Here is a 20,873-nt window from a genome sequence, read left to right as displayed (position 1 = left end):
TTAACGATACGGGCATTTTTTGTAATCAGTATGTCACGTTAATCGGGCGAATACCCTAAGTTAGGCCCTAACCAACGTTCGGCTTCTTCGAGCGTCATGTTTTTACGTTCTGCGTAGTCTTTCACTTGGTCTTCTTGAATCGATGCAACCGCGAAGTAACGTGATTCAGGATGGGAGAATATCCAGCCTGATACCGCCGCACCCGGCCACATTGCATAAGAAGAAGTTAGCTTCATACCTATGCTCTCTGGGTCAAGTAATTCCCAAATAGTGCCTTTCTCCGTATGTTCAGGACAGGCTGCATAACCCGGTGCCGGACGAATACCTTGGTATTTTTCACGGATCAGGTCATCGTTGTTCCACTCTTCCGTTGGTGTGAAACCCCACTCTTCTTTACGTACTAATTCATGCAGGCGTTCAGCCATTGCTTCAGCTAGACGGTCACACACAGATTGAACGAGAATAGCGTTGTAATCATCTTCAATACCTTTGAAGTAATTCGCAACGTCATCTTCACCGATACCGCCCGTTACTGCAAATGCACCCACATAATCGAATTTACCAGAATCTTTAGGTGCTACGAAGTCCGCTAAACAATTATTATATTGACCAGGTTTCTTTTTAGTTTGCTGACGTAGATGCTCAAGTTTGGTTAATACCTGTGATCGCGTTTCATCGGTATACACTTCAATGGTATCGTCATTTACGGTATTCGCAGGGAATAGACCAATCACACCGTTAACAGCAATTTTATAATCGTCAGGCACGCCTTCAAGCCCTGCACCACCTTCTTCTAAACGGTCAAGCATGTCGTTAGCATCATTGAATAAACGCGTCGCTTCTTCACCCACAACTTCATCCGTAAGAATACGTGGATATTTACCCGCCAGAGTCCAAGTCATGAAGAACGGCGTCCAATCAATGTATTTCCGCAATTCCGCAATCGAGTAACTAATATATTTCTGCACACCTAATGTTTTTGGTTCTGGCGGCGTATAGTTAACCCAATCAATTGGTGCTTTATTTGCACGTGCAACATCAAGTGTAACTGGTGCACTGCGTGGTCGTTTACGGGCATGTTGTTCACGGGCAGTGTCGTACTCTTTCGCCATCCTAGCGACGAGTTCAGGTTTTTTGGTTTCTGACAATAACGCCGAAACCACACCAACTGCGCGTGATGCATTAGAAACATAGATAACTGGTTCGTCATAATTTTGCTCAATCTTAACCGCGGTATGGGCTTTCGATGTTGTCGCGCCACCAATCAGAATTGGTAGTTTTAACCCTTTACGTTTACATTCTTTAGCAACGTGTACCATTTCATCTAGTGACGGCGTGATCAGTCCTGATAAACCAATGATGTCGCAGTTTTCATCCACTGCTTTTTTCAAAATATCATCACAAGATACCATGACGCCCATATCGACAATTTCATAGTTATTACACTGTAGTACAACGCCTACAATATTTTTACCGATATCATGCACATCGCCTTTTACCGTGGCTAATAAAATTTTACCGTTTGAAGAGCCTTTTTGTTTTGACGCTTCGATGTAGGGATTTAAATAAGAGACTGCACGTTTCATTACGCGGGCAGATTTAACCACCTGAGGTAAGAACATTTTACCGGCACCAAACAAATCACCAACGGTATTCATACCGTCCATTAACGGACCTTCAATCACTTCTAATGGCAGCGTTGCTTGTTGACGAGCTTCTTCAGTATCTTCATCGATAAACTCAGTGATACCTTTGACTAATGCATGTTCTAAGCGTTTATTAACCTCAAAAGTACGCCACTCTTGCGTTTCAGCTTCCACTTCAACACCTGAATCACGATATTTATCAGCAATATCTAACAACGCTTCCGTACCTTCAGGAGTACGGTTAAGGATCACATCCTCAACAGCATCCAACAGCTCTTTCGGCAGATCATCATAAATGGCTAACTGCCCAGCATTAACAATACCCATATCCATACCTTCACGGATACAGTAATACAAGAACACAGCATGAATTGCTTCACGTAATGGATTGTTACCACGGAACGAGAAAGATACGTTAGAGACACCACCAGAAATCATGGCGTGGGGTAACTCACGTTTAATGTCTTTAACGGCTTCGATGAAATCAACCGCATAGTTATTATGTTCTTCAATACCCGTTGCAACAGCAAAAATATTTGGATCGAAGATGATATCTTCTGGCGGGTAATTTAATTCGTGTACCAAGATATCGTAAGAACGCTTACAAATTTGGAATTTACGCTCTTGGGTATCCGCTTGGCCATCTTCATCAAAAGCCATGACGATCATCGCAGCACCATAACGGCGGATTAATGCTGCTTGGCGGCGGAAGTTATCTTCACCCTCTTTCAATGAAATCGAGTTAACAATCGCTTTACCCTGAACGCATTTCAGACCCGCTTCAAGGATCTCCCACTTCGAGGAGTCAATCATGATTGGCACTTTCGAGATTTCAGGTTCTGAAGCAACTAGGTTTAAAAATCGCTGCATACAATGCAACGAATCCAGCATACCTTCATCCATGTTGATATCGATGATTTGTGCGCCAGACTCTACTTGCTGCTGAGCAACATGTAGTGCTTCGTCATAATTTTCTTCTTTGATCAGACGTTTAAAACGGGCAGAACCAGTTACATTAGTACGTTCACCAACGTTCACAAACAGGCTTTCTTTAGAAATTGTTAATGGCTCTAAACCACTTAAACGGCAAGCAATTTCGATTTCAGGTAATTGACGTGGCTTAATACCTTCAACCGCATCAGCCATAGCTTTAATGTGTTCAGGTGTCGTACCACAACAACCGCCAACCATATTTAAGAAACCAGACTCAGCCCATTCCTTAATATGCTCAGCCATGTCTTCAGGGCTAAGGTCATACTCACCAAACGCATTCGGTAAACCAGCATTAGGATGCGCAGTCACATAGCTTTCTGAAATGCGTGAGAGTTCGCCGACATATTGGCGTAATTCATCAGGCCCTAATGCACAGTTAAGACCAAAGGTGATCGGCTCTGCATGGCGTAATGAATTATAAAATGCTTCTGTGGTTTGCCCCGTCAATGTACGACCCGAGGCATCGGTAATGGTACCTGAGATCATAATCGGTAATTCGTAACCGAGTTCTTCGTATACTGTTTTCACCGCAAAAACCGCAGCTTTAGCGTTCAAGGTATCAAAGATAGTTTCGATCAGAATAAAATCAGAACCGCCTTCGATTAACGCTTTGGTTGATTCGATATACGCTTCAACCATAAGGTCAAATGAAGTATTACGGAAAGCAGGATCATTTACATCAGGAGAAATAGAACAAGTACGGTTGGTTGGTCCTAATACTCCAGCAACAAAACGTGGACGGTCTGGGTTTTCTGCGGTTTTTTCATCGGCAGCTTGACGTGCGATACGTGCAGCTTCACGGTTAATTTCTGCCGATAATGATTCCATATCATAATCAGCCATCGCGATAGTAGTGGCATTAAACGTATTGGTTTCAAGAATATCGGCACCCGCATCGAGGTACTCTTTATGAATGTCAGCAATGAGCTGTGGCTTACTTAATACCAATAAATCATTGTTACCTTTGACGTCGCAATGCCAGTCAGCAAAGCGTTCACCACGGTAATCTATTTCTTCTAATTTATAGTCTTGGATCATCGTCCCCATGCCGCCATCGATGAGCATGATACGTTTTTTTAATTGCTGTTCCAGTTGCTGTTTATTTTTTATAGTAGCCACAAGATCCCTCGTTTAATTTACTGCAGACCCAGTCCTGAGTCTTATTATTTGATACATCTCTAACGTCTATAGATCATTGCATTTATAGATCATTTAAGTCATATGGCGTTTGTTGATAAACATAATAGTTTAACCAGTTGCTATAGAGCAGATTACCATGACTACGCCAAGTAACACGAGGAGCATTTTCAGCATCATTACCTTCATAGTAATTCGCCGGTATTCCGGCTTCAACGCCTTCGGCAATATCACGCATATATTCTTGGTGTAAAGTATCTGCACTGTATTCTGGATGACCCGTTACAAATACCTGACGGAAATCTTTGGATGCAGCTAAATACACACCCGTTTCATCATTCGCCGCTAAGATATTTAGATCTGTACCTGCAAACATCTCTTCAGAAAAGTTGGCATAACGCGACATCGGCACGGAAAATTCATCATCAAACCCGCGCACTAATGGATTATGACGGTGGAACGTTTGCTGTGGATAGACACCAGAAAATTTATTCTCATGGACTTTTTTATCAATGCCATGCAAGACTTTTAATGCCGCTTGTGCAGCCCAGCATAAGAACAGGGTGGATACCACGTGAGTTTTCGACCAGTTAATGATCTCTTCGATTTGTGGCCAATACACGACTTCATCATGACCAACTAAGCCTAATGGCGCACCTGTGATGATCAAACCATCGTAATTATTATGACGAATACGTTCAAAATCGTGATAGAACTCATCAATATGTTCCTGGGGGGTATTCTTAGAGGCACGATAATCAATCCGCAATAACTCTACATTTACTTGCAGTGGCGTATTTGATAATAACCGTAGAATTTGATTTTCAGTCTCAATTTTCTTCGGCATAAGGTTAAGAACAACAACCTGCAGCGGTCTAATTTCTTGCTTGGTTGCTCGTGACTCTAGCATCACAAAAATATTTTCATTACCTAATATTTCCGCAGCCGGAAGCCCGTCTTTAATTCTAATCGGCATTATTCCCATCCTTAAGTAATACATTAGCCATCCAGAAGTCTAACCTATTTGTGTAACCTTTGTAAGTGTTACAACAAATTTAATCCCGCATTACAGAGTTTACAATCTAAGTCGAAGTAAAATCCTGACCTCAAATTCAGTTTAGGTTGACCATAAAAATGTTTATGTATAGGATCGCCAACTTGTAAGGAGCTAAGCATATTTTAAATGGATATCTCCCCCAAATTTCGTTAACTTAAAGGGTTCGCAATAATGCTAACTTATATCTATTTAATCGCGATAACTGCCGAAGCGATGTCGGGTGCATTGATGGCGGGTCGCCGTAATATGGACATCTTCGGCGTGGCTGTGATCGCGTTTGTTACTGCGCTTGGTGGTGGTACAGTCCGTGATCTGTTATTGGGTAATTTTCCAATATCTTGGACCCAACACCCCCACTATGTCTATATCACCATATGCGCAGGTTTGTTTACTATTCTGATAGCTAAGCACATGAATCATTTACGCCGTTTATTCTTAGTACTTGATGCGGTAGGCTTGATAGCATTTACCATTATTGGTTGTAATGTAGCGATGAAACTCGGTTATCACCCAACCGTGATTATTATGGCGGGTATGATAACGGGTATTTGTGGCGGGGTAATACGCGATCTACTCTGTAATCGTACCCCGGTGGTATTCTGTAAAGAGATCTACGCGGGTATCTCATTATTAGTCGCGGTACTTTATCTGGGCTTAGAAACGTTTGGTATTGACCACAATATCAATCTTATTGTGGCCTTCTGCCTCGGTGTATCACTGCGCCTATGTGCTATTTATCGGAAATGGTCATTACCAACATTTAGCTACACATCGGAAGAGTGGGATTAACGCTGACTAAAGAATTCTAACCAGGCTTGGAGTATGATCTCAAAATCCTCCAAGCCACAAACTGCTACAGTTTCCGCATCATAAAAATTCATATCGTCATCTAGCTCTTCGCCAGTATCAATTAACTCCGAATTCATACAAGCACAGACATCTTCTTGCGTCATGGTTAATGTCATCTCATCACCAACTAAACGGTACTCTTGTTTTTTACGTGCTTTTAATAAATCAACTTCCGCTTGAATCAACGCAATAGTGGCCTTATCCGTACCTAAAGTGCCTTGGATCCAACTACCTAATGCCGTCTGTTCCATTGATATGATGACGCGGTATGTATCTGTAAGGGTATCTTTTCGAAATTCAAAATCCACGGTTATGCCTGCTTCTTATTAGTTAATAAATATAATAGCTGTTCAGCGCTGGAGTGTAACAAAAAACAACCGAAACAAAAACGGCTCCCTATCGAGGGAGCCGTTTCATTATTATTTTATCTATTTCTGTTTAATTAACAGTTCAGCATCCAGGATGGTACGCGTTAATTATACTGCTTCTTGAACAATCACTTCGTTCGCTTTCTCAATGTAAGAAGCAATTTGATCGAAGTTTAAGTAACGGTATGTATCCGCTGCTGTTGCATCAATTTCAGAAGCCAGTTCCATGTACTCAGCAACTGTTGGGATCTTACCTTTAATCGCCGCTACTGCAGCAACTTCAGCAGAACTGAGGTAAACGTTAGCGCCATTACCTAAACGGTTCGGGAAGTTACGTGTTGAAGTAGAAACAACCGTCGTATTATCGCCTACACGTGCTTGGTTACCCATACACAGTGAACAACCAGGCATTTCTGTACGAGCGCCCGCTTTACCGAAGATTGAGTAGTAACCTTCATCACTTAATTGTGCGGCATCCATACGCGTTGGTGGTGTTACCCACATACGTGTTGGTAAAGTACCACTGAATTTCTCAAGTAGTTTACCAGCTGCACGGAAGTGACCGATGTTAGTCATACATGAACCAACAAATACTTCGTCAATTTCAACACCAGCAACATCTGTTAATAATTTAACGTCATCAGGGTCGTTTGGACAAGCTAGGATAGGCTCTTTAACGTCAGCTAGATCGATTTCGATGATCTCAGCGTATTCTGCATCCGCGTCAGCTTCAAGTAATTGTGGATCTGCGATCCATGCTTTCATTTCAGCTACACGGCGAGCAATCGTCTTCGGGTCGCCGTAACCTTCAGCAATCATCCAGTTTAACATCACGATGTTAGACTCTAGATATTCAATGATTGGCGCTTCATTAAGCTTGATTGAACAACCTGCAGCAGAACGCTCTGCTGATGCATCTGATAATTCGAATGCTTGCTCAACTTTCAGCTCTGGTAGACCTTCAATTTCAAGTACACGACCAGAGAACGCATTGATTTTACCCGCTTTCTCAACAGTCAGTAGCCCTTGTTGAATCGCATAGTAAGGGATAGCATTAACTAGGTCACGTAGTGTGATACCAGGTTGTAGTTCACCTTTAAAGCGTACTAAAATAGATTCAGGCATATCCAATGGCATAACACCAGTTGCTGCTGCAAATGCAACAAGACCAGAACCAGCAGGGAAAGAAATACCTAATGGGAAACGTGTATGTGAATCACCACCAGTACCAACTGTATCTGGTAATAACATACGGTTTAACCATGAGTGAATAACACCATCACCTGGACGTAAAGAAACACCCGCACGATTACGAATAAAATCAGGTAGTGTATGATGCGTTTGCACATCTACAGGTTTCGGATAAGCAGCTGTATGACAGAAAGACTGCATCACTAAATCAGCAGAGAAACCAAGACAGGCTAAATCTTTTAGCTCATCACGTGTCATCGGACCCGTAGTATCTTGAGAACCAACAGTTGTCATTTTTGGTTCGCAATATTGGTTAGGACGTACGCCTGCAACCCCACATGCTTTACCAACCATTTTCTGTGCTAAAGTATAGCCCTTGCTTGAAGCGGCAACATCTTCAGGTAAACGGAATACCGTTGAATCTTCTAGACCTAGTGCAGTACGTGCACGCGCAGTCAAACCACGACCAATAATAAGTGGGATACGGCCACCAGCACGTACTTCGTCAAGAATCACATCTGTTTTGATTTTAAATTCAGTGATAGTCGCGCCAGTTTCGTTCGCTTTAACAACACCTTCGTATGGGAAGATATCGATAACGTCACCAGTATTTAAGCTAGTTACATCAAACTCTAATGGCAACGCTCCAGAATCTTCCATGGTGTTGAAGAAAATAGGCGCAATTTTAGAACCAATACAAATACCACCACCACGTTTGTTCGGTACGAATGGGATATCATCCCCCATGCACCATAACACAGAGTTAGTTGCTGATTTGCGTGAAGAACCAGTACCAACAACGTCACCAACGTAAGCAACTTGATGACCTTTTTCTTTTAGTTCTTCAATTGCTTGTAATGGATTTGCAGCAACACCTTCACGCTCATTCTTAAGCATAGCAAGTGCGTGTAGTGGGATATCTGGGCGAGACCATGCATCTGGTGCAGGTGATAAGTCATCTGTATTCGTTTCGCCAGGTACTTTAAATACAGTAACTGTTAATTTTTCAGCTACTTCAGGTTTGCTTAAGAACCATTCTGCATCAGCCCAAGACTGTAATACTTGTTGTGCGAATTTATTACCCGCTTTTGCTTTTTCTTCAACAGTATAGAAAGCATCGAACATTAATAGCGTGTGTGATAAAGCTTCAGCAGCAATCGGAGCCAGCGCATCAACATCGAGTAATTCAACCAATGTTTCGATGTTGTAACCACCTTGCATCGTGCCAAGTAGTTCAGTAGCACGTTCTGCAGATAAGATCGGTGATGTCGCTTCGCCTTTAACAATCGCAGTTAAAAATCCTGCTTTTACATAAGCAGCTTCATCCACACCTGGTGGTACGCGATTGGTTAAAAGATCTAAAATAACTTCTTCTTCGCCAGCAATTGGGCTTTTCACCAATTCAACTAGAGCAGCAACTTGTTCAGCATCAAGAGGTTTAGGTACAACCCCATCAGCGGCACGTTCTTCGACATGTTTACGATAAGCTTCTAACACGACTCATTCCTCTTAGTTTATGCCACCTATGGTGGACATCCTTGTTATATGTAACCTTAACCTATTCATTTGCTATGTGAATTCAACGGTTATTGATGTGAATTCAACAATAATAAAGTTAAGGCCTCTTGCAGAGTGTTCACAAATATAACATTTTTAACCTAAAATTAAAATTAAAGCAGCAAGTGCAGAAGGATTTTTACATCAATACTCAACATTCATCAAACTTATGGTGTAAAAAGAAGAGTTAATTCATATGAATAGTGCTAGCGCGTATTTAGAAATTATTACCAATAAAGAGATAACCAGAAGCGTGTCCACCTTCAGCATAACCATAAGACAACATCACAGGACCTATACCCGTGTCTAAGGCTATAAATACACTACCCGCAGAAATGGTTGAATCAAAGCTGATGTCATCTTTATCATTCCAAACATTCCCTCGTTCGATGGACGCGCCCAGATAAAGCGGGAATGAGAATGCGCCAAAATTGTTATCCAATAAACGATGTCGATAAATTAGAGCAACTAAACCTTTATAACTACCCGTGATCTCGTTAATGCCATAACCCGAGAGGTTTTGGAAACCACCGAGCCCCACTTCAAATGTTGGTGAAATAGGAGGGCCATCATAGCTTGCCATCGACGCTTTAAATTCAAAGGTCGAACGATTAAATGACATTGCATTACGCCAATCTAAGCTGAAGAACACATTGCTTTCGCTACTATCAAAGTAGTCACTTGTATCTATGTATATATCAGAGTCGAGCTTAAAACCTTTAGTTGGAAAAGAGATATTATCGAATGAGTCTAAGCGCGTCTGTAAATACCATCCCTGGCTATCAAAATTAGTATTGATACTGGAACCCTCGATGTCTGCATTACCAGTTTGATAATAACTACCAACCGCAATTTGCGCCCAATCAAAAGGAATAATACCGATCTCTGCATAAACATTGATTTGTTCTGTGGTCACAACAAAATATTCAAAACTAGAATTAACAGGCTTGAGTTCAGGAGCATTTATTGAGCTTAGGTATAACTTACTTTCATAGTCTTCTAGTCTTATCCCCGCTTTAAAAAAGAAATTTTGGTTATAATCAATCGGTGAATAAAATTCGGTACTGATATTAGAATCCGTGCCATACACTAACTCAGAGCGCCATTCCGCACCCAATCGGTTTAAATCCGTTAGTATGTATTGTAAGCCAATTTGCTGACGATCATCACTGGTAGTTGACTCTTGAATATTAAATTTAAAATCAACATACCCTGGCCCCCAACTTTTCTCTACTACGTTGATATGTAGGTCATGGAGCCCCTCTTTTTCAGTAATGCTGTAATCGACTTTTTGGAATAAATTTAATGCATAAAGCACATCAATTTGCGTCTCTAATTCAGCAACAGTGATCTTATCACCACGTTTTAAGTTTAATTTATTTTCAATCACCTTGGTACTTAAAAGGGTATCAGTGGTGATGTCGATATCATTGATTTGAATAATATCAATTTGTGCCAACAGCTGTTTTTTAACAGCCTTTTGTTGTTGATATAATGCGTAATCGTCATCAGATAACGACAAACCCATTAATTTAGCACTCGCACTCTGCGCAGACTTTTCACCACGATCCACCGCATCTAACATCAAATCAAAATCTGCAGTGCCAATACCGTCAATTTCAGGACTGAGTAAAACATCTTGTTCGGATAGTTTCAATATCTGCTCATTGGCACTAGTACGTGTCATCGAACTCGATAGCTGATCAAAAATAAGGAAAGCACTGGTGATCTCCTCTTCGCGATAAAGCTGAGAGCCAATATCAACCGCAATAATAATATCCGCACCCATATCTTGTAATACCGATATAGGTAAATTATTCACCATACCGCCATCGACAAGATACTGACCTTCAATAAACACAGGGGTTAACGCACCGGGAATAGACATACTCGCCTGCATCACTTTGGACAAATCACCACGCTCTAATACCACTTCGCTCATGGTTTCAATATTAGTGGCGACCGCACGATAAGGTATTGGTAATAAATCAAAATGACGCACATAAGGCAAACTATTCGTTGATAAACGCAATAATTTTGCCATACCTTGACCTTGGACAAAACCAGATGGGTATTCCACACTAGCGCCATCAAAACCAATATTGGTTTGCAATTGAAAGGAGTCTTGGCGTTGCTTTTCTCTTACCGAGAGAGCATCACGTGGTACGTCATCATTGTAACCTTGGTTCCAATCATACTCTGCTAGCATAGCTTCAATTTGCGCAGATGAGCGCCCCATGGCATACATGCCACCAATAAACGAGCCCATACTGGTACCCGCGATATAATCAATAGGGATATTATTTTTTTCTAAATATTTAATCACCCCTAAATGCGCAGCACCTTTAGCACCGCCACCACTCAATGCCAGACCAATTTTAGGCCGTTGCTGTTCATTGTTATGACCACTATCTAAAGCTGTTTCTGCGGCAATTGCAGTATTTAAATGCAGGCTGATGAAAACGAGTAATAACCCATTCAGCATGTTAAATGAAGAACAAAAAATCCGTTTAATCAGTACCATATCTTGATGACAATCCTAAAATTAATCCATCGTATCCAATCGGAACAACTGGTTATATTACATATAACTTAACTATATTAGCAGCACCTGTTTTAAAAAACCTAATTTCAGATATAAAAAAAGCGACCCTAAGGTCGCTCTCTAATATTAACGATTAAATCGCTAAATTATTTTTTCTTCACAGCTTTTGCATTAGGAAGATCTGTAATAGAACCTTCATAAATTTCTGCAGCCATACCAACTGATTCGTGTAACGTTGGGTGAGCGTGAATTGTTAATGCGATATCTTCTGCATCACAACCCATTTCAATTGCTAGACAAACTTCACCTAGTAATTCACCAGCGTTAGTACCAACCATAGCACCACCGATAATACGGTTAGTGTCTTTGTTGAATAATAACTTAGTCATACCGTTAGATGCGTCAGAAGCGATCGCACGACCTGATGCAGCCCAAGGGAATACAGCAGCTTCGTAGTTTACGCCTTGCTCTTTCGCTTCTTTTTCAGTTAGACCAGCCCACGCCATTTCTGGCTCAGTGTAAGCAATTGAAGGAATAACTTTAGGATCGAAGAAGTGTTTCTTGCCAGCAATGTTTTCTGCAGCAACGTGACCTTCATGCACACCTTTATGCGCCAACATAGGTTGACCAACGATATCGCCGATTGCATAGATGTGTGGAACGTTCGTGCTCATCGTTTTATTTGTTTCAATAAAACCACGTTCAGTTACAGTAATACCTGCTTTTTCAGCATTTAAGCCTAGACCGTTTGGTACACGACCAACAGCAACAAGAACAGCGTCATAACGTACTGGTTCAGCAGGCGCGTTCTTGCCTTCAAACGTAACATATAAGCCGTCTTCTTTTGCGTCAACAGCTGTTACTTTTGTGCTTAGCATTACGTTAAATTTGTTTTTAACTGCTTTAGCATAAATTTTAACGATGTCTTTATCCGCTGCAGGTACTAATTGATCTGCAAACTCAACAACGTCAATATCAGAACCTAGTGCAGAGTACACTGTACCCATTTCTAGACCGATGATACCACCACCAAGTACAAGTAATTTACCAGGAACTTCTTTCAGCTCTAGTGCATCAGTTGAATCCCAAACGCGTGGATCTTCATGCGGGATGAATGGTAGTTTAACTGGACGTGAACCCGCTGCAATGATTGCATTATCAAATGTAACAGTTGTAACGTTACCGTCACGGTCTGTTGCTTCAATAGTGTTAGCGCCAGTAAATTGTGCTAAACCTTCAACCACTTTAACTTTACGCATCTTAGCCATACCGCCAAGACCACCAGTTAATTGACCAACAACTTTTTCTTTCCATGAACGGATTTTAGTGATGTCAGTTTGTGGTTCGCCGAACACGATACCGTGGTCTGCTAATGATTTTGCTTCTTCAATTACTTTAGCTACGTGTAGTAAAGCTTTTGAAGGGATACAACCAACGTTAAGACAAACACCACCTAGGGTGTTGTAACGTTCGATGATTACAGTTTCTAAACCTAAATCTGCAGCACGGAATGCAGCAGAGTAGCCCGCAGGACCAGCGCCAAGTACTACTACTTGAGCTTTAACTTCATTACTCATTATGACCTCGTTGTCATTTAATTATCTGGAATGGCGGTTACCTCACTCAGAGGCACAATTTAAAGCTTCTGAGTAATGATGTTCGAATCCAGATAATTTTACATATATGTTAAATAAATGAGAAGTAAAAAGAGTTAAAATATTGCAAAAATGCGATAACTCTTCTCTATTAACTAGTAAAACTTCTCTTTAATTAAATACTAAAACTATTACGCAATTAAAATTAACGATTCGTTAATTAAAATTAAAGTACTAGTTGACGAAGATCTGAAAGATATCCGTTTAATGCTGTAACAAAACGAGCACCGTCAGCACCATCGATCACGCGGTGATCATATGAAAGTGCCATTGGTAACATAAGACGAGGAGCAAAGTCTTTGCCATCCCACTTAGGTTTAATTTCAGAGCGTGATACGCCTAAAATTGCAACTTCTGGCGCATTAACGATTGGTGTAAATTGAGTACCACCGATACCGCCAAGACTAGAAATTGTGAAACAACCGCCTTGCATGTCAGAAGAAGTCAGTTTACCAGAACGTGCTTTCTTAGAGATAACAGCAAGATCTTGGCAAAGCTCGTAAATACCTTTCTGGTCAACGTTACGGATAACCGGAACAACTAGACCGTTTGGTGTATCAACAGCAACACCAACGTTGATGTATTTCTTCTGAATGATGCTTTCGCCATCTTCGCCGATTGAAGTGTTGAACTTCGGATAATCAGCTAACGCTTTAGCTACTGCTTTCACGATGAAGATAAGTGGAGAAATCTTGAAGCCTTTATCTTGCTTAACAAGTTTGTTGTTTTCAACTTTACGGAATGCTTCTAGTTCAGTGATGTCTGCTTCGTCGAACTGTGTAACGTGTGGGATTTTAACCCAGTTACGGTGCAGGTTCGGACCAGAAATCTTCTGGATACGAGTCATCTTAACTACTTCGATTTCACCAAATTTAGCGAAATCAACTTTCGGCCATGCTAGTACGTCCATACCAGAACCATTGCCGCCAGTAGCGCCAGATTCTAAACGTTTAACAGCGTTTTTAACGTAAGTTTGTACGTCTTCTTTCGCGATGCGACCTTTACGACCAGTTGCGCCAACTTTATCTAAGTTAACACCAAATTCGCGTGCTAGACGACGAACTACTGGTGATGCATGGTGGTAAGCATCGTTTTCAACGAAACCAGTTGCTTCAGGTGCTTTTGCAGCAGCTGGAGCAGCTGCTTTCGGAGCTTCAACTTTTGCAGCAGGTGCAGCCGCTTCAGCTACAACAGGAGCAGCAACAGGTGCAGCACCAGCAACTTCAAACGTCATGATGAAAGAACCAGTTGTTACTTTATCGCCTACAACTGCTTTAATTTCTTTCACAACACCAGCGAATGGTGCAGGTACTTCCATTGAAGCTTTATCGCCTTCAACAGACATTAATGTGTCTTCTTCAGCAACAGTATCGCCAACGTTAACTGAAATTTCAGTTACTTCCACTTCATCGTCGCCGATGTCAGGAATGTTAATTTCTAGTACTTGTGGCGCAGCGGCTGCAACAGGAGCAGCTTCAACAGCTACTTCTGCAGCTGGTGCCGCAGCACCCGCTTCTGCAGCAAAGACAAATACTAATGAGCCAGTTTTAACCGTATCACCAACATTTATGCGAATTTCTTGTACTACACCTGCTTGTGGTGCAGGTACTTCCATAGACGCTTTGTCACCCTCAACAGTAAGCAAAGTATCTTCTTCTGCAACTGTATCTCCGATTTGAACGGAAATCTCAGTTACTTCTACTTCATCATCACCAATGTCTGGAACGAAAATTTCAATACTCATTTTTTATACCTTATGCGTATAGAGGGTTTAATTTATCAGCGTCGATGTTATATTTTGCAATTGCATCAACAACAACTTGATTTTCAAGCTCGCCTTTCTTAACTAATTCAGATAATGCAGCAACAACTACGTATTGCGCGTTAACTTCGAAATGACGACGTAAGTTTGCACGGCTGTCTGAACGACCAAAACCGTCAGTACCAAGTACTTTGTATGACGTTGGAACATAAGCACGTACTTGATCAGAATAACTCTTCATGTAGTCAGTCGCAGCAATCGCTGGAGCATCACCCATTAAGTTAGTGATATAAGGTACTTTTTTCTCAGCTTCCGGATGTAACATGTTGAAACGTTCAACATCTTGACCATCACGAGCAAGTTCATTAAATGAAGTTACAGCGAAAACATCAGAACCAATACCATAATCTTCACTTAAGATACGAGCCGCTTCGCGAACTTGTATCATGATAGTACCTGAACTTAACAATTGTACTTTTGCTTTATCGCCAGTATAAGTTTCTAGCTTATACATACCTTTACGGATACCGTCTTCGGCACCTTCAGGCATAGCATGATGCGCATAGTTTTCGTTCATTAGCGTTACATAGTAGAAGATGTTTTCTTGATCTTTACCATACATACGACGGATACCGTCTTGTAAGATAATAGCAACTTCGTAAGCGAATGTTGGGTCATATGCCACACAGTTAGGTACTAGACCTGCTTGAATTAAGCTGTGACCATCTTCATGTTGAAGACCTTCACCATTCAATGTTGTACGACCAGCTGTAGCACCTAATAGGAAGCCGCGAGCTTGTTGATCACCTGCCATCCATGCTGAGTCACCGATACGTTGGAAACCAAACATTGAATAATAGATGTAGAATGGGATCATCGGTAAATCATTTGTACTGTATGATGTTGCAGCAGCAACCCAAGAAGACATTGCACCAAGTTCGTTGATACCTTCTTGTAGTACTTGACCACTCGTTGATTCTTTATAATAAGAAACAAGCTCTCTGTCTTGAGGTGTATATATCTGACCTTTCGGATTATAGATACCCACTTGACGGAATAGACCTTCCATACCAAATGTACGCGCTTCATCAGCAATAATCGGTACTACATTTTTGCCAATACCTTTATGCTTAAGTAACACGTTCAATGCACGAACATACGCCATAGTTGTAGAGATTTCACGTTTTTGAGCACCAAGTAGTGCAGTAAAATCATCAACTTCAGGAATAGCTAGTTCACCAGAGAATGTTGGTTTACGCTGTGGTAAATAACCATTAAGTTCTTTACGACGCGCATGCAGATATTCATGCTCAGGCGTACCTTCTTCTATCGTCACATATGGAAGATTTAACAGGTCTTCATCTGCAACTGGTACATCGAAACGATCACGGAACTGCTTAAGCACATCCGATTTCATTTTTTTCACGCCGTGCGCGATATTTTTACCTTCTGCAGCTTCACCCATACCATAACCTTTTACAGTTTTAGCTAGGATCACAGTAGGCTTACCAACTGTTGCTTGTGCTTGTGCATATGCAGCGTAAAGTTTGCTGGTAGAATGACCACCACGCTTAAGTGCGTAGATCTCATCATCAGTCATATCTTTAACTAATTCAGCAGTTTCAGGGTAACGACCAAAGAATTGCTCACGTACATAAGCGCCGCCTTTAGCTTTCAGCGTTTGGTAATCACCATCCACAGTTTCATTCATTAGCTGTAGAAGTTTACCAGACGTGTCTTTAGCAAGAAGTTCATCCCACTCTTCACCCCAGACAACTTTAATCACATTCCAGCCTGCGCCTTTAAATACGCCTTCAAGCTCTTGAATGATCTTACCGTTACCCATAACAGGACCGTCTAGTCGCTGTAGGTTACAGTTAATAACGAATACTAAGTTGTCTAAACCTTCACGAGCAGCAAATGATAATGCGCCACGTGACTCAGGTTCATCCATCTCGCCATCACCTAGGAAAGCGTATACAGTTTGATCTTCAGTTTGTTTTAGACCACGGCCATCTAGGTATTTCAAGAAACGTGCTTGATAGATAGCAGAAAATGGACCAAGACCCATAGATACTGTAGGGAACTGCCAGTATTCAGGCATCAACTTAGGATGTGGGTATGACGGGATACCTTTACCATCGACTTCTTGACGGAAATTATCTAGCTGTTCTTCAGTTAGACGACCTTCAACAAATGAACGCGCGTAAATACCAGGAGAAATATGACCTTGGTAATAAATTAAATCACCACCATCTTTTTCAGTAGGTGCACGGAAAAAGTGATTGAAACATACATCATAAAGTGCAGCAGATGATTGGAATGATGCCATATGGCCACCCAAATCTAATTCTTTTTTCGACGCACGCAGTACGATCATTAACGCATTCCAGCGGATAATCGAACGGATACGGCGTTCTAGTTTTTCGTCACCTGGATATGCAGGCTGGTCTTCAGTACGGATGCTATTGATATAATCGGTAGTGATACCACCTTGACCTATTTCAATACCGTCTTGATGTGCTTTTGCAATTACTTTTTCTAACAAATACTGTGCGCGCTCAAGACCTTCTTCACGGATAACTGATTCAATTGACTCAAACCATTCATTCGTTTCGATAGGATCTATATCATGCTTTAAGATGTCGGACATTTGAGATTCCTTACTATTAGATCTCTACAACATTAAAGAAATATTCTTAAACATATTTTATGTTTAAGCATATTCATTATTAATACTATTTAGCCTGTTTTATGCGGCGTGTCGCTCGGCTGATACGACTATCCTCACGCCCAATATCAAGCAATGCTTGCTCGATATAAGCCAGATGGGCATGACATGCTTCTCTGGCTGTTTCTGGTTGTCGGTTAAGAATTGCAGCGAGCATATCACCACGGTGTTGGCTAATTTGTTCAACCACACCTTGACGCTTTTCCAACAACCTAAAATTTTGGCAGATGTTATCTTCTAACAATGGATTCAATCCACGCAGAAGGTGTAACAACACTATATTGTGTGATGCAGCGGTGACCGCAATATTAAACACACTGACTGCTTGCGCCTGTAGCTGCGGATCATGTGCTAATTCAGACGCTGTCACTGCATCAAGCGCAACGCGTAATTGTTGAAAGTCGGTTTCAGTACCACGCAACGCCGCGTAATACGCTGAAATACCTTCCAACGCATGACGAAATTCTAATAGGTCTAATTGCGCTTCAGGGTGTGTCGTCAATAATTGAAACAGTGGTTCCATCAGCGTTTGGTCCATGGCCTTTTTCACCCATGTACCACGTCCTTGACGACGTTCCAATAAACCTTTGCTTTCCAACCGTAAGATTGCATCGCGTACAGTAGGGCGAGACACCCCTAGCTGCAGGGCTAAATCACGCTCTGAAGGTAAGCGCTGGCCGGATTCTAAACTACCTTCCAAAATCATTTGCTCAAGTTGCTCTGCAATCGCATCGGACAACTTCGGCGGCTGAATTTTTCGATAGACCATGTGAACCTCAAAATGACCAGTGGTAAATTGGTCAGACCAATTTAATATTAAGTCATGACAATTTACCAAAACCACGTTCGATTGTCATTAAAAATAGACGTTTTTGTTCGTATTTATCGTGTTTAAATCAAAAAAGGCAATATAAATACATCTAAGCTACCGGATAAACAAAGCATAAAGACATGGAAATAAGCACCTAAGGCAGTTTAAATAACTGTCAACTCAAGATTAACAGTTAATGACGTACCCCCAAAGTAATAACGCAGATCTATTGGTCTTACCACATAATACTATTCTTTAGCTCTTTAATAGCAGGTCGACAGAAAGCCCCTGGGTAAAATAAAAAATAAAGATATAACAAGGATTAAGCGAGATAAGAGCATCTTGGTAAACAGTTAAATACTGAAACACCGCCGATACGTATGCCATGAAAAGTTATTTGAAGGAAGGAAAAAAATGGCATCGTTGTAATCAAGGTTACGAACGTATCTGTCAACGCTAAGACTCGTTAATAACCTTGCTTAAATACCATGTTTCAGCTAATTAAGCGTACCGTTAATGGTAAGGAGAGAAATGATGGTCACAAAAAAGATAATGTTACGTTTGGCCAGTTGCACTAAATAACAGGTATAGTCATAACACTTGTCTGTTGTCATGTTCGCTTTACTTGCTAGGCAAACGACTTTCCCTAGCAAGTCAAACTCCGGTGTTGATAAATCACGCCAACTACGTAAACTCTGAGGTAAAGCAGCCTGCTCTTCTGCGACCACTGCATAGCCAAACATGGTTAAGCGTGCTGGTAACCAATCAACGACACGCATAACACGGTGAATACCAGTGCGGTTTAATTGCTTACTATGATGCTGAATAATATATTTATGATAACTACGAGCCACTACATACATAGTTAAACCTACGGGGCCAGCCACCACAAAATAAAAGATCACCGCAAAATAAAAACGATAATTAATCCAGACTAGTTGTTGGGCAACCGCTTCAGTCAGTAGTTTTGCACAAAAACGTTCGCAATTTACATCCAAACACCCGGCATACATACCTTTCGCTTCTAAATCATTACGACTTAATGCTTTTAAGTACTGACGATAATCACGGCGATAGTCACTGCCACCAAAGCTCATTAATAACAGCATCAGCCAAGCGAGTACCGTAAAAGCACCATAATATAAACCTGAAATAGCATCTAACAAGCTATACATAACCGCTGTCGGCAACGCAATAATAACCAAGGTGCCAAACAGACCCTGGTTAATAAATGAGGGTAATAAAGGGTAAAGGTAACGCTGCAAGACATTATCCAATTGTAACTTAGCACTCAAATGCACCACCCGTTCAATGAGTAATGCGAGCAGCAAAGAGATTAAAGCCATATTAATTATCCTTCGAATTTAAACATGCAAAATAATGCTGCCAGTCAAAATGTGGTCCAGGATCATCTTTACGCACAGGGGCAATATCGCTATGACCAGTAATGCGGTCCAAGGTAATTAAAGGGTAACGTTGCTGGATGTCAGCTGTGACAGTCGCCAAACACTGATACTGCACAGATGTATAAGGATGATTAACATCCCCTTCCAGCTCAATACCAATAGAGAAATCGTTACACCGCGATTTGTCTGCAAATTCAGAAAGCCCTGCATGCCAAGCGCGTTTATCCAAAGGCACAAACTGAATCAATTGGCCGTCTCGCTTAATATATAAATGTGCCGATACCCGCACTGACTCTAATTGTTGAAAATAAGGGTGTAAGCTACAATCGAGTTTACCAAGAAAAAAATCTTCGACATATTCTGCACCGTATTGTTCCGGTGGTAAACTGATACAATGAATAACCAGTAAATCAATATCAGTCTTCGGCGGACGCTCATCAAAATGCGGCGATGACAAGAAATGTGCACTTGCCAATAATCCTAAGCTTGATTGTCTGTTTGTCACGCTGTTCATACCTTCTTACTATAATCGAGTGACTGCTATTCAAGACGACTCTTCACAATTGCTCCACTTTACAATGATATCGTTAGCAATAACATAGCAGAGTCCGTAAAATACAAAACGAATAAATTAACGCACTCATAACGGAGAGAGACAATGGATGGAAATCAAAAAATCGCCAAAACCATGACTTACATCGCCTGGATCAGTGGGTTAATTATTATGACTCTATTCTTTAATAATTATTTGGCCAAGCAAGAAAATCCCAATACCCGACCAGAAAGCTACCAACAAAATGGCAATGCAGTCGTTATGCTGCAACAAAATCGTGCTGGCCACTATGTTACTAATGGTTATATAAATGGTTATCAGGTAAAATTTTTACTCGATACAGGGGCAACAGAAGTTTCGATACCAGCTAACATAGCGAAACAGATCGGACTTACCGCTGGCTATAGCCAATCAGTGAACACCGCCAATGGCGTGATTGAAGTATTTTCGACACGTCTCGACAGCTTATCTGTGGGTGAACTGACGCTCTACGACCTCAGTGCGAATATCAATCCCTACATGGAAGGTGATACTATTCTGCTTGGTATGAATGCATTAAAACAAGTTAAATTAGTCCAGCAAGGCAAAACCCTCACTTTAAGTGAATATTAG

The 20,873-nt window shown here is 41.2% G+C and carries 13 protein-coding genes; 2 read left to right on the top strand and 11 right to left on the bottom strand.

Going from position 1 to position 20,873, the window contains the following annotated elements; translation table 11 throughout:
- Positions 1-38: 38 nt before the first annotated feature.
- Together metH and metA are read right to left on the bottom strand one after the other, a co-directional pair.
- The gene (metH, locus tag HWV03_RS01410) at positions 39-3,758 is read right to left on the bottom strand and encodes a methionine synthase (protein ID WP_211678167.1); all 3,720 of its coding nucleotides are present in this window, start codon (positions 3,756-3,758) and stop codon (positions 39-41) included.
- Between the two features lie 82 nt (positions 3,759-3,840).
- The gene (metA, locus tag HWV03_RS01405) at positions 3,841-4,752 is read right to left on the bottom strand and encodes a homoserine O-acetyltransferase MetA (protein WP_211678166.1); all 912 of its coding nucleotides are present in this window, start codon (positions 4,750-4,752) and stop codon (positions 3,841-3,843) included.
- A 252-nt stretch (positions 4,753-5,004) separates the two neighbouring features.
- Between metA and HWV03_RS01400 the strand changes: the two genes are divergently transcribed.
- Positions 5,005-5,622: a trimeric intracellular cation channel family protein gene (locus tag HWV03_RS01400; protein ID WP_211678165.1), complete on the top strand. Its 618-nt coding sequence runs from the start codon at positions 5,005-5,007 to the stop codon at positions 5,620-5,622.
- On the opposite strand, the gene HWV03_RS01395 is transcribed toward HWV03_RS01400, so the two are convergent.
- The 9 genes from HWV03_RS01395 to ampD all read right to left on the bottom strand — a co-directional run bounded on the left by HWV03_RS01395 (position 5,619) and on the right by ampD (position 20,222).
- Positions 5,619-5,990, bottom strand: coding sequence for a UPF0231 family protein (locus HWV03_RS01395; RefSeq protein ID WP_211673749.1), 372 nt, complete (start codon positions 5,988-5,990; stop codon positions 5,619-5,621). The two genes, HWV03_RS01400 and HWV03_RS01395, sit on opposite strands and share 4 nt — an antisense overlap.
- 168 nt (positions 5,991-6,158) lie before the next feature.
- A complete protein-coding gene (acnB, locus tag HWV03_RS01390) occupies positions 6,159-8,738 on the bottom strand; it encodes a bifunctional aconitate hydratase 2/2-methylisocitrate dehydratase (protein WP_211678164.1) in 2,580 nt (859 codons plus the stop codon).
- A 277-nt stretch (positions 8,739-9,015) separates the two neighbouring features.
- A complete protein-coding gene (locus tag HWV03_RS01385; RefSeq protein ID WP_211678163.1) occupies positions 9,016-11,322 on the bottom strand; it encodes a patatin-like phospholipase family protein in 2,307 nt (768 codons plus the stop codon).
- A 167-nt stretch (positions 11,323-11,489) separates the two neighbouring features.
- Positions 11,490-12,920: a dihydrolipoyl dehydrogenase gene (gene lpdA, locus HWV03_RS01380; protein WP_211678162.1), complete on the bottom strand. Its 1,431-nt coding sequence runs from the start codon at positions 12,918-12,920 to the stop codon at positions 11,490-11,492.
- 244 nt (positions 12,921-13,164) lie between these two features.
- The gene (gene aceF / locus HWV03_RS01375; protein ID WP_211678161.1) at positions 13,165-14,742 is read right to left on the bottom strand and encodes a pyruvate dehydrogenase complex dihydrolipoyllysine-residue acetyltransferase; all 1,578 of its coding nucleotides are present in this window, start codon (positions 14,740-14,742) and stop codon (positions 13,165-13,167) included.
- A 10-nt stretch (positions 14,743-14,752) separates the two neighbouring features.
- Complete coding sequence (aceE, locus tag HWV03_RS01370) at positions 14,753-17,413, bottom strand: pyruvate dehydrogenase (acetyl-transferring), homodimeric type (RefSeq protein ID WP_211678160.1); 2,661 nt, start codon at positions 17,411-17,413, stop codon at positions 14,753-14,755.
- A gap of 85 nt (positions 17,414-17,498) precedes the next feature.
- Positions 17,499-18,260, bottom strand: a complete 762-nt coding sequence (gene pdhR / locus HWV03_RS01365; protein WP_211678159.1) for a pyruvate dehydrogenase complex transcriptional repressor PdhR — start codon at positions 18,258-18,260, stop codon at positions 17,499-17,501.
- A 539-nt stretch (positions 18,261-18,799) separates the two neighbouring features.
- Positions 18,800-19,648: a beta-lactamase regulator AmpE gene (gene ampE / locus HWV03_RS01360; protein ID WP_211678158.1), complete on the bottom strand. Its 849-nt coding sequence runs from the start codon at positions 19,646-19,648 to the stop codon at positions 18,800-18,802.
- Between the two features lies 1 nt (position 19,649).
- The gene (ampD, locus tag HWV03_RS01355) at positions 19,650-20,222 is read right to left on the bottom strand and encodes a 1,6-anhydro-N-acetylmuramyl-L-alanine amidase AmpD (RefSeq protein ID WP_211678157.1); all 573 of its coding nucleotides are present in this window, start codon (positions 20,220-20,222) and stop codon (positions 19,650-19,652) included.
- A 144-nt stretch (positions 20,223-20,366) separates the two neighbouring features.
- Here ampD and HWV03_RS01350 point away from each other — a divergent pair, with 144 nt between their 5' ends.
- A complete protein-coding gene (locus tag HWV03_RS01350; RefSeq protein ID WP_211678156.1) occupies positions 20,367-20,873 on the top strand; it encodes a retropepsin-like aspartic protease family protein in 507 nt (168 codons plus the stop codon).

Origin of the sequence: Moritella sp. 36 (assembly GCF_018219415.1) — a bacterium.
Lineage (GTDB): Bacteria > Pseudomonadota > Gammaproteobacteria > Enterobacterales > Moritellaceae > Moritella.
Note: the sequence above shows the minus strand (reverse complement) of the source record. Positions and strands in the feature narration are given on the sequence as shown.

What these genes read in the sequence shown, in the direction of transcription:
- metA (WP_211678166.1), bottom strand. Translation starts at nt 4,752, where the DNA reads ATGCCGATTAGAATTAAAGACGGGCTTCCGGCTGCGGAAATATTAGGT.
- HWV03_RS01400 (WP_211678165.1), top strand. Translation starts at nt 5,005, where the DNA reads ATGCTAACTTATATCTATTTAATCGCGATAACTGCCGAAGCGATGTCG.
- HWV03_RS01385 (WP_211678163.1), bottom strand. Translation starts at nt 11,322, where the DNA reads ATGGTACTGATTAAACGGATTTTTTGTTCTTCATTTAACATGCTGAAT.
- lpdA (WP_211678162.1), bottom strand. Translation starts at nt 12,920, where the DNA reads ATGAGTAATGAAGTTAAAGCTCAAGTAGTAGTACTTGGCGCTGGTCCT.
- aceF (WP_211678161.1), bottom strand. Translation starts at nt 14,742, where the DNA reads ATGAGTATTGAAATTTTCGTTCCAGACATTGGTGATGATGAAGTAGAA.
- aceE (WP_211678160.1), bottom strand. Translation starts at nt 17,413, where the DNA reads ATGTCCGACATCTTAAAGCATGATATAGATCCTATCGAAACGAATGAA.
- pdhR (WP_211678159.1), bottom strand. Translation starts at nt 18,260, where the DNA reads ATGGTCTATCGAAAAATTCAGCCGCCGAAGTTGTCCGATGCGATTGCA.
- ampE (WP_211678158.1), bottom strand. Translation starts at nt 19,648, where the DNA reads ATGGCTTTAATCTCTTTGCTGCTCGCATTACTCATTGAACGGGTGGTG.
- ampD (WP_211678157.1), bottom strand. Translation starts at nt 20,222, where the DNA reads ATGAACAGCGTGACAAACAGACAATCAAGCTTAGGATTATTGGCAAGT.
- HWV03_RS01350 (WP_211678156.1), top strand. Translation starts at nt 20,367, where the DNA reads ATGGATGGAAATCAAAAAATCGCCAAAACCATGACTTACATCGCCTGG.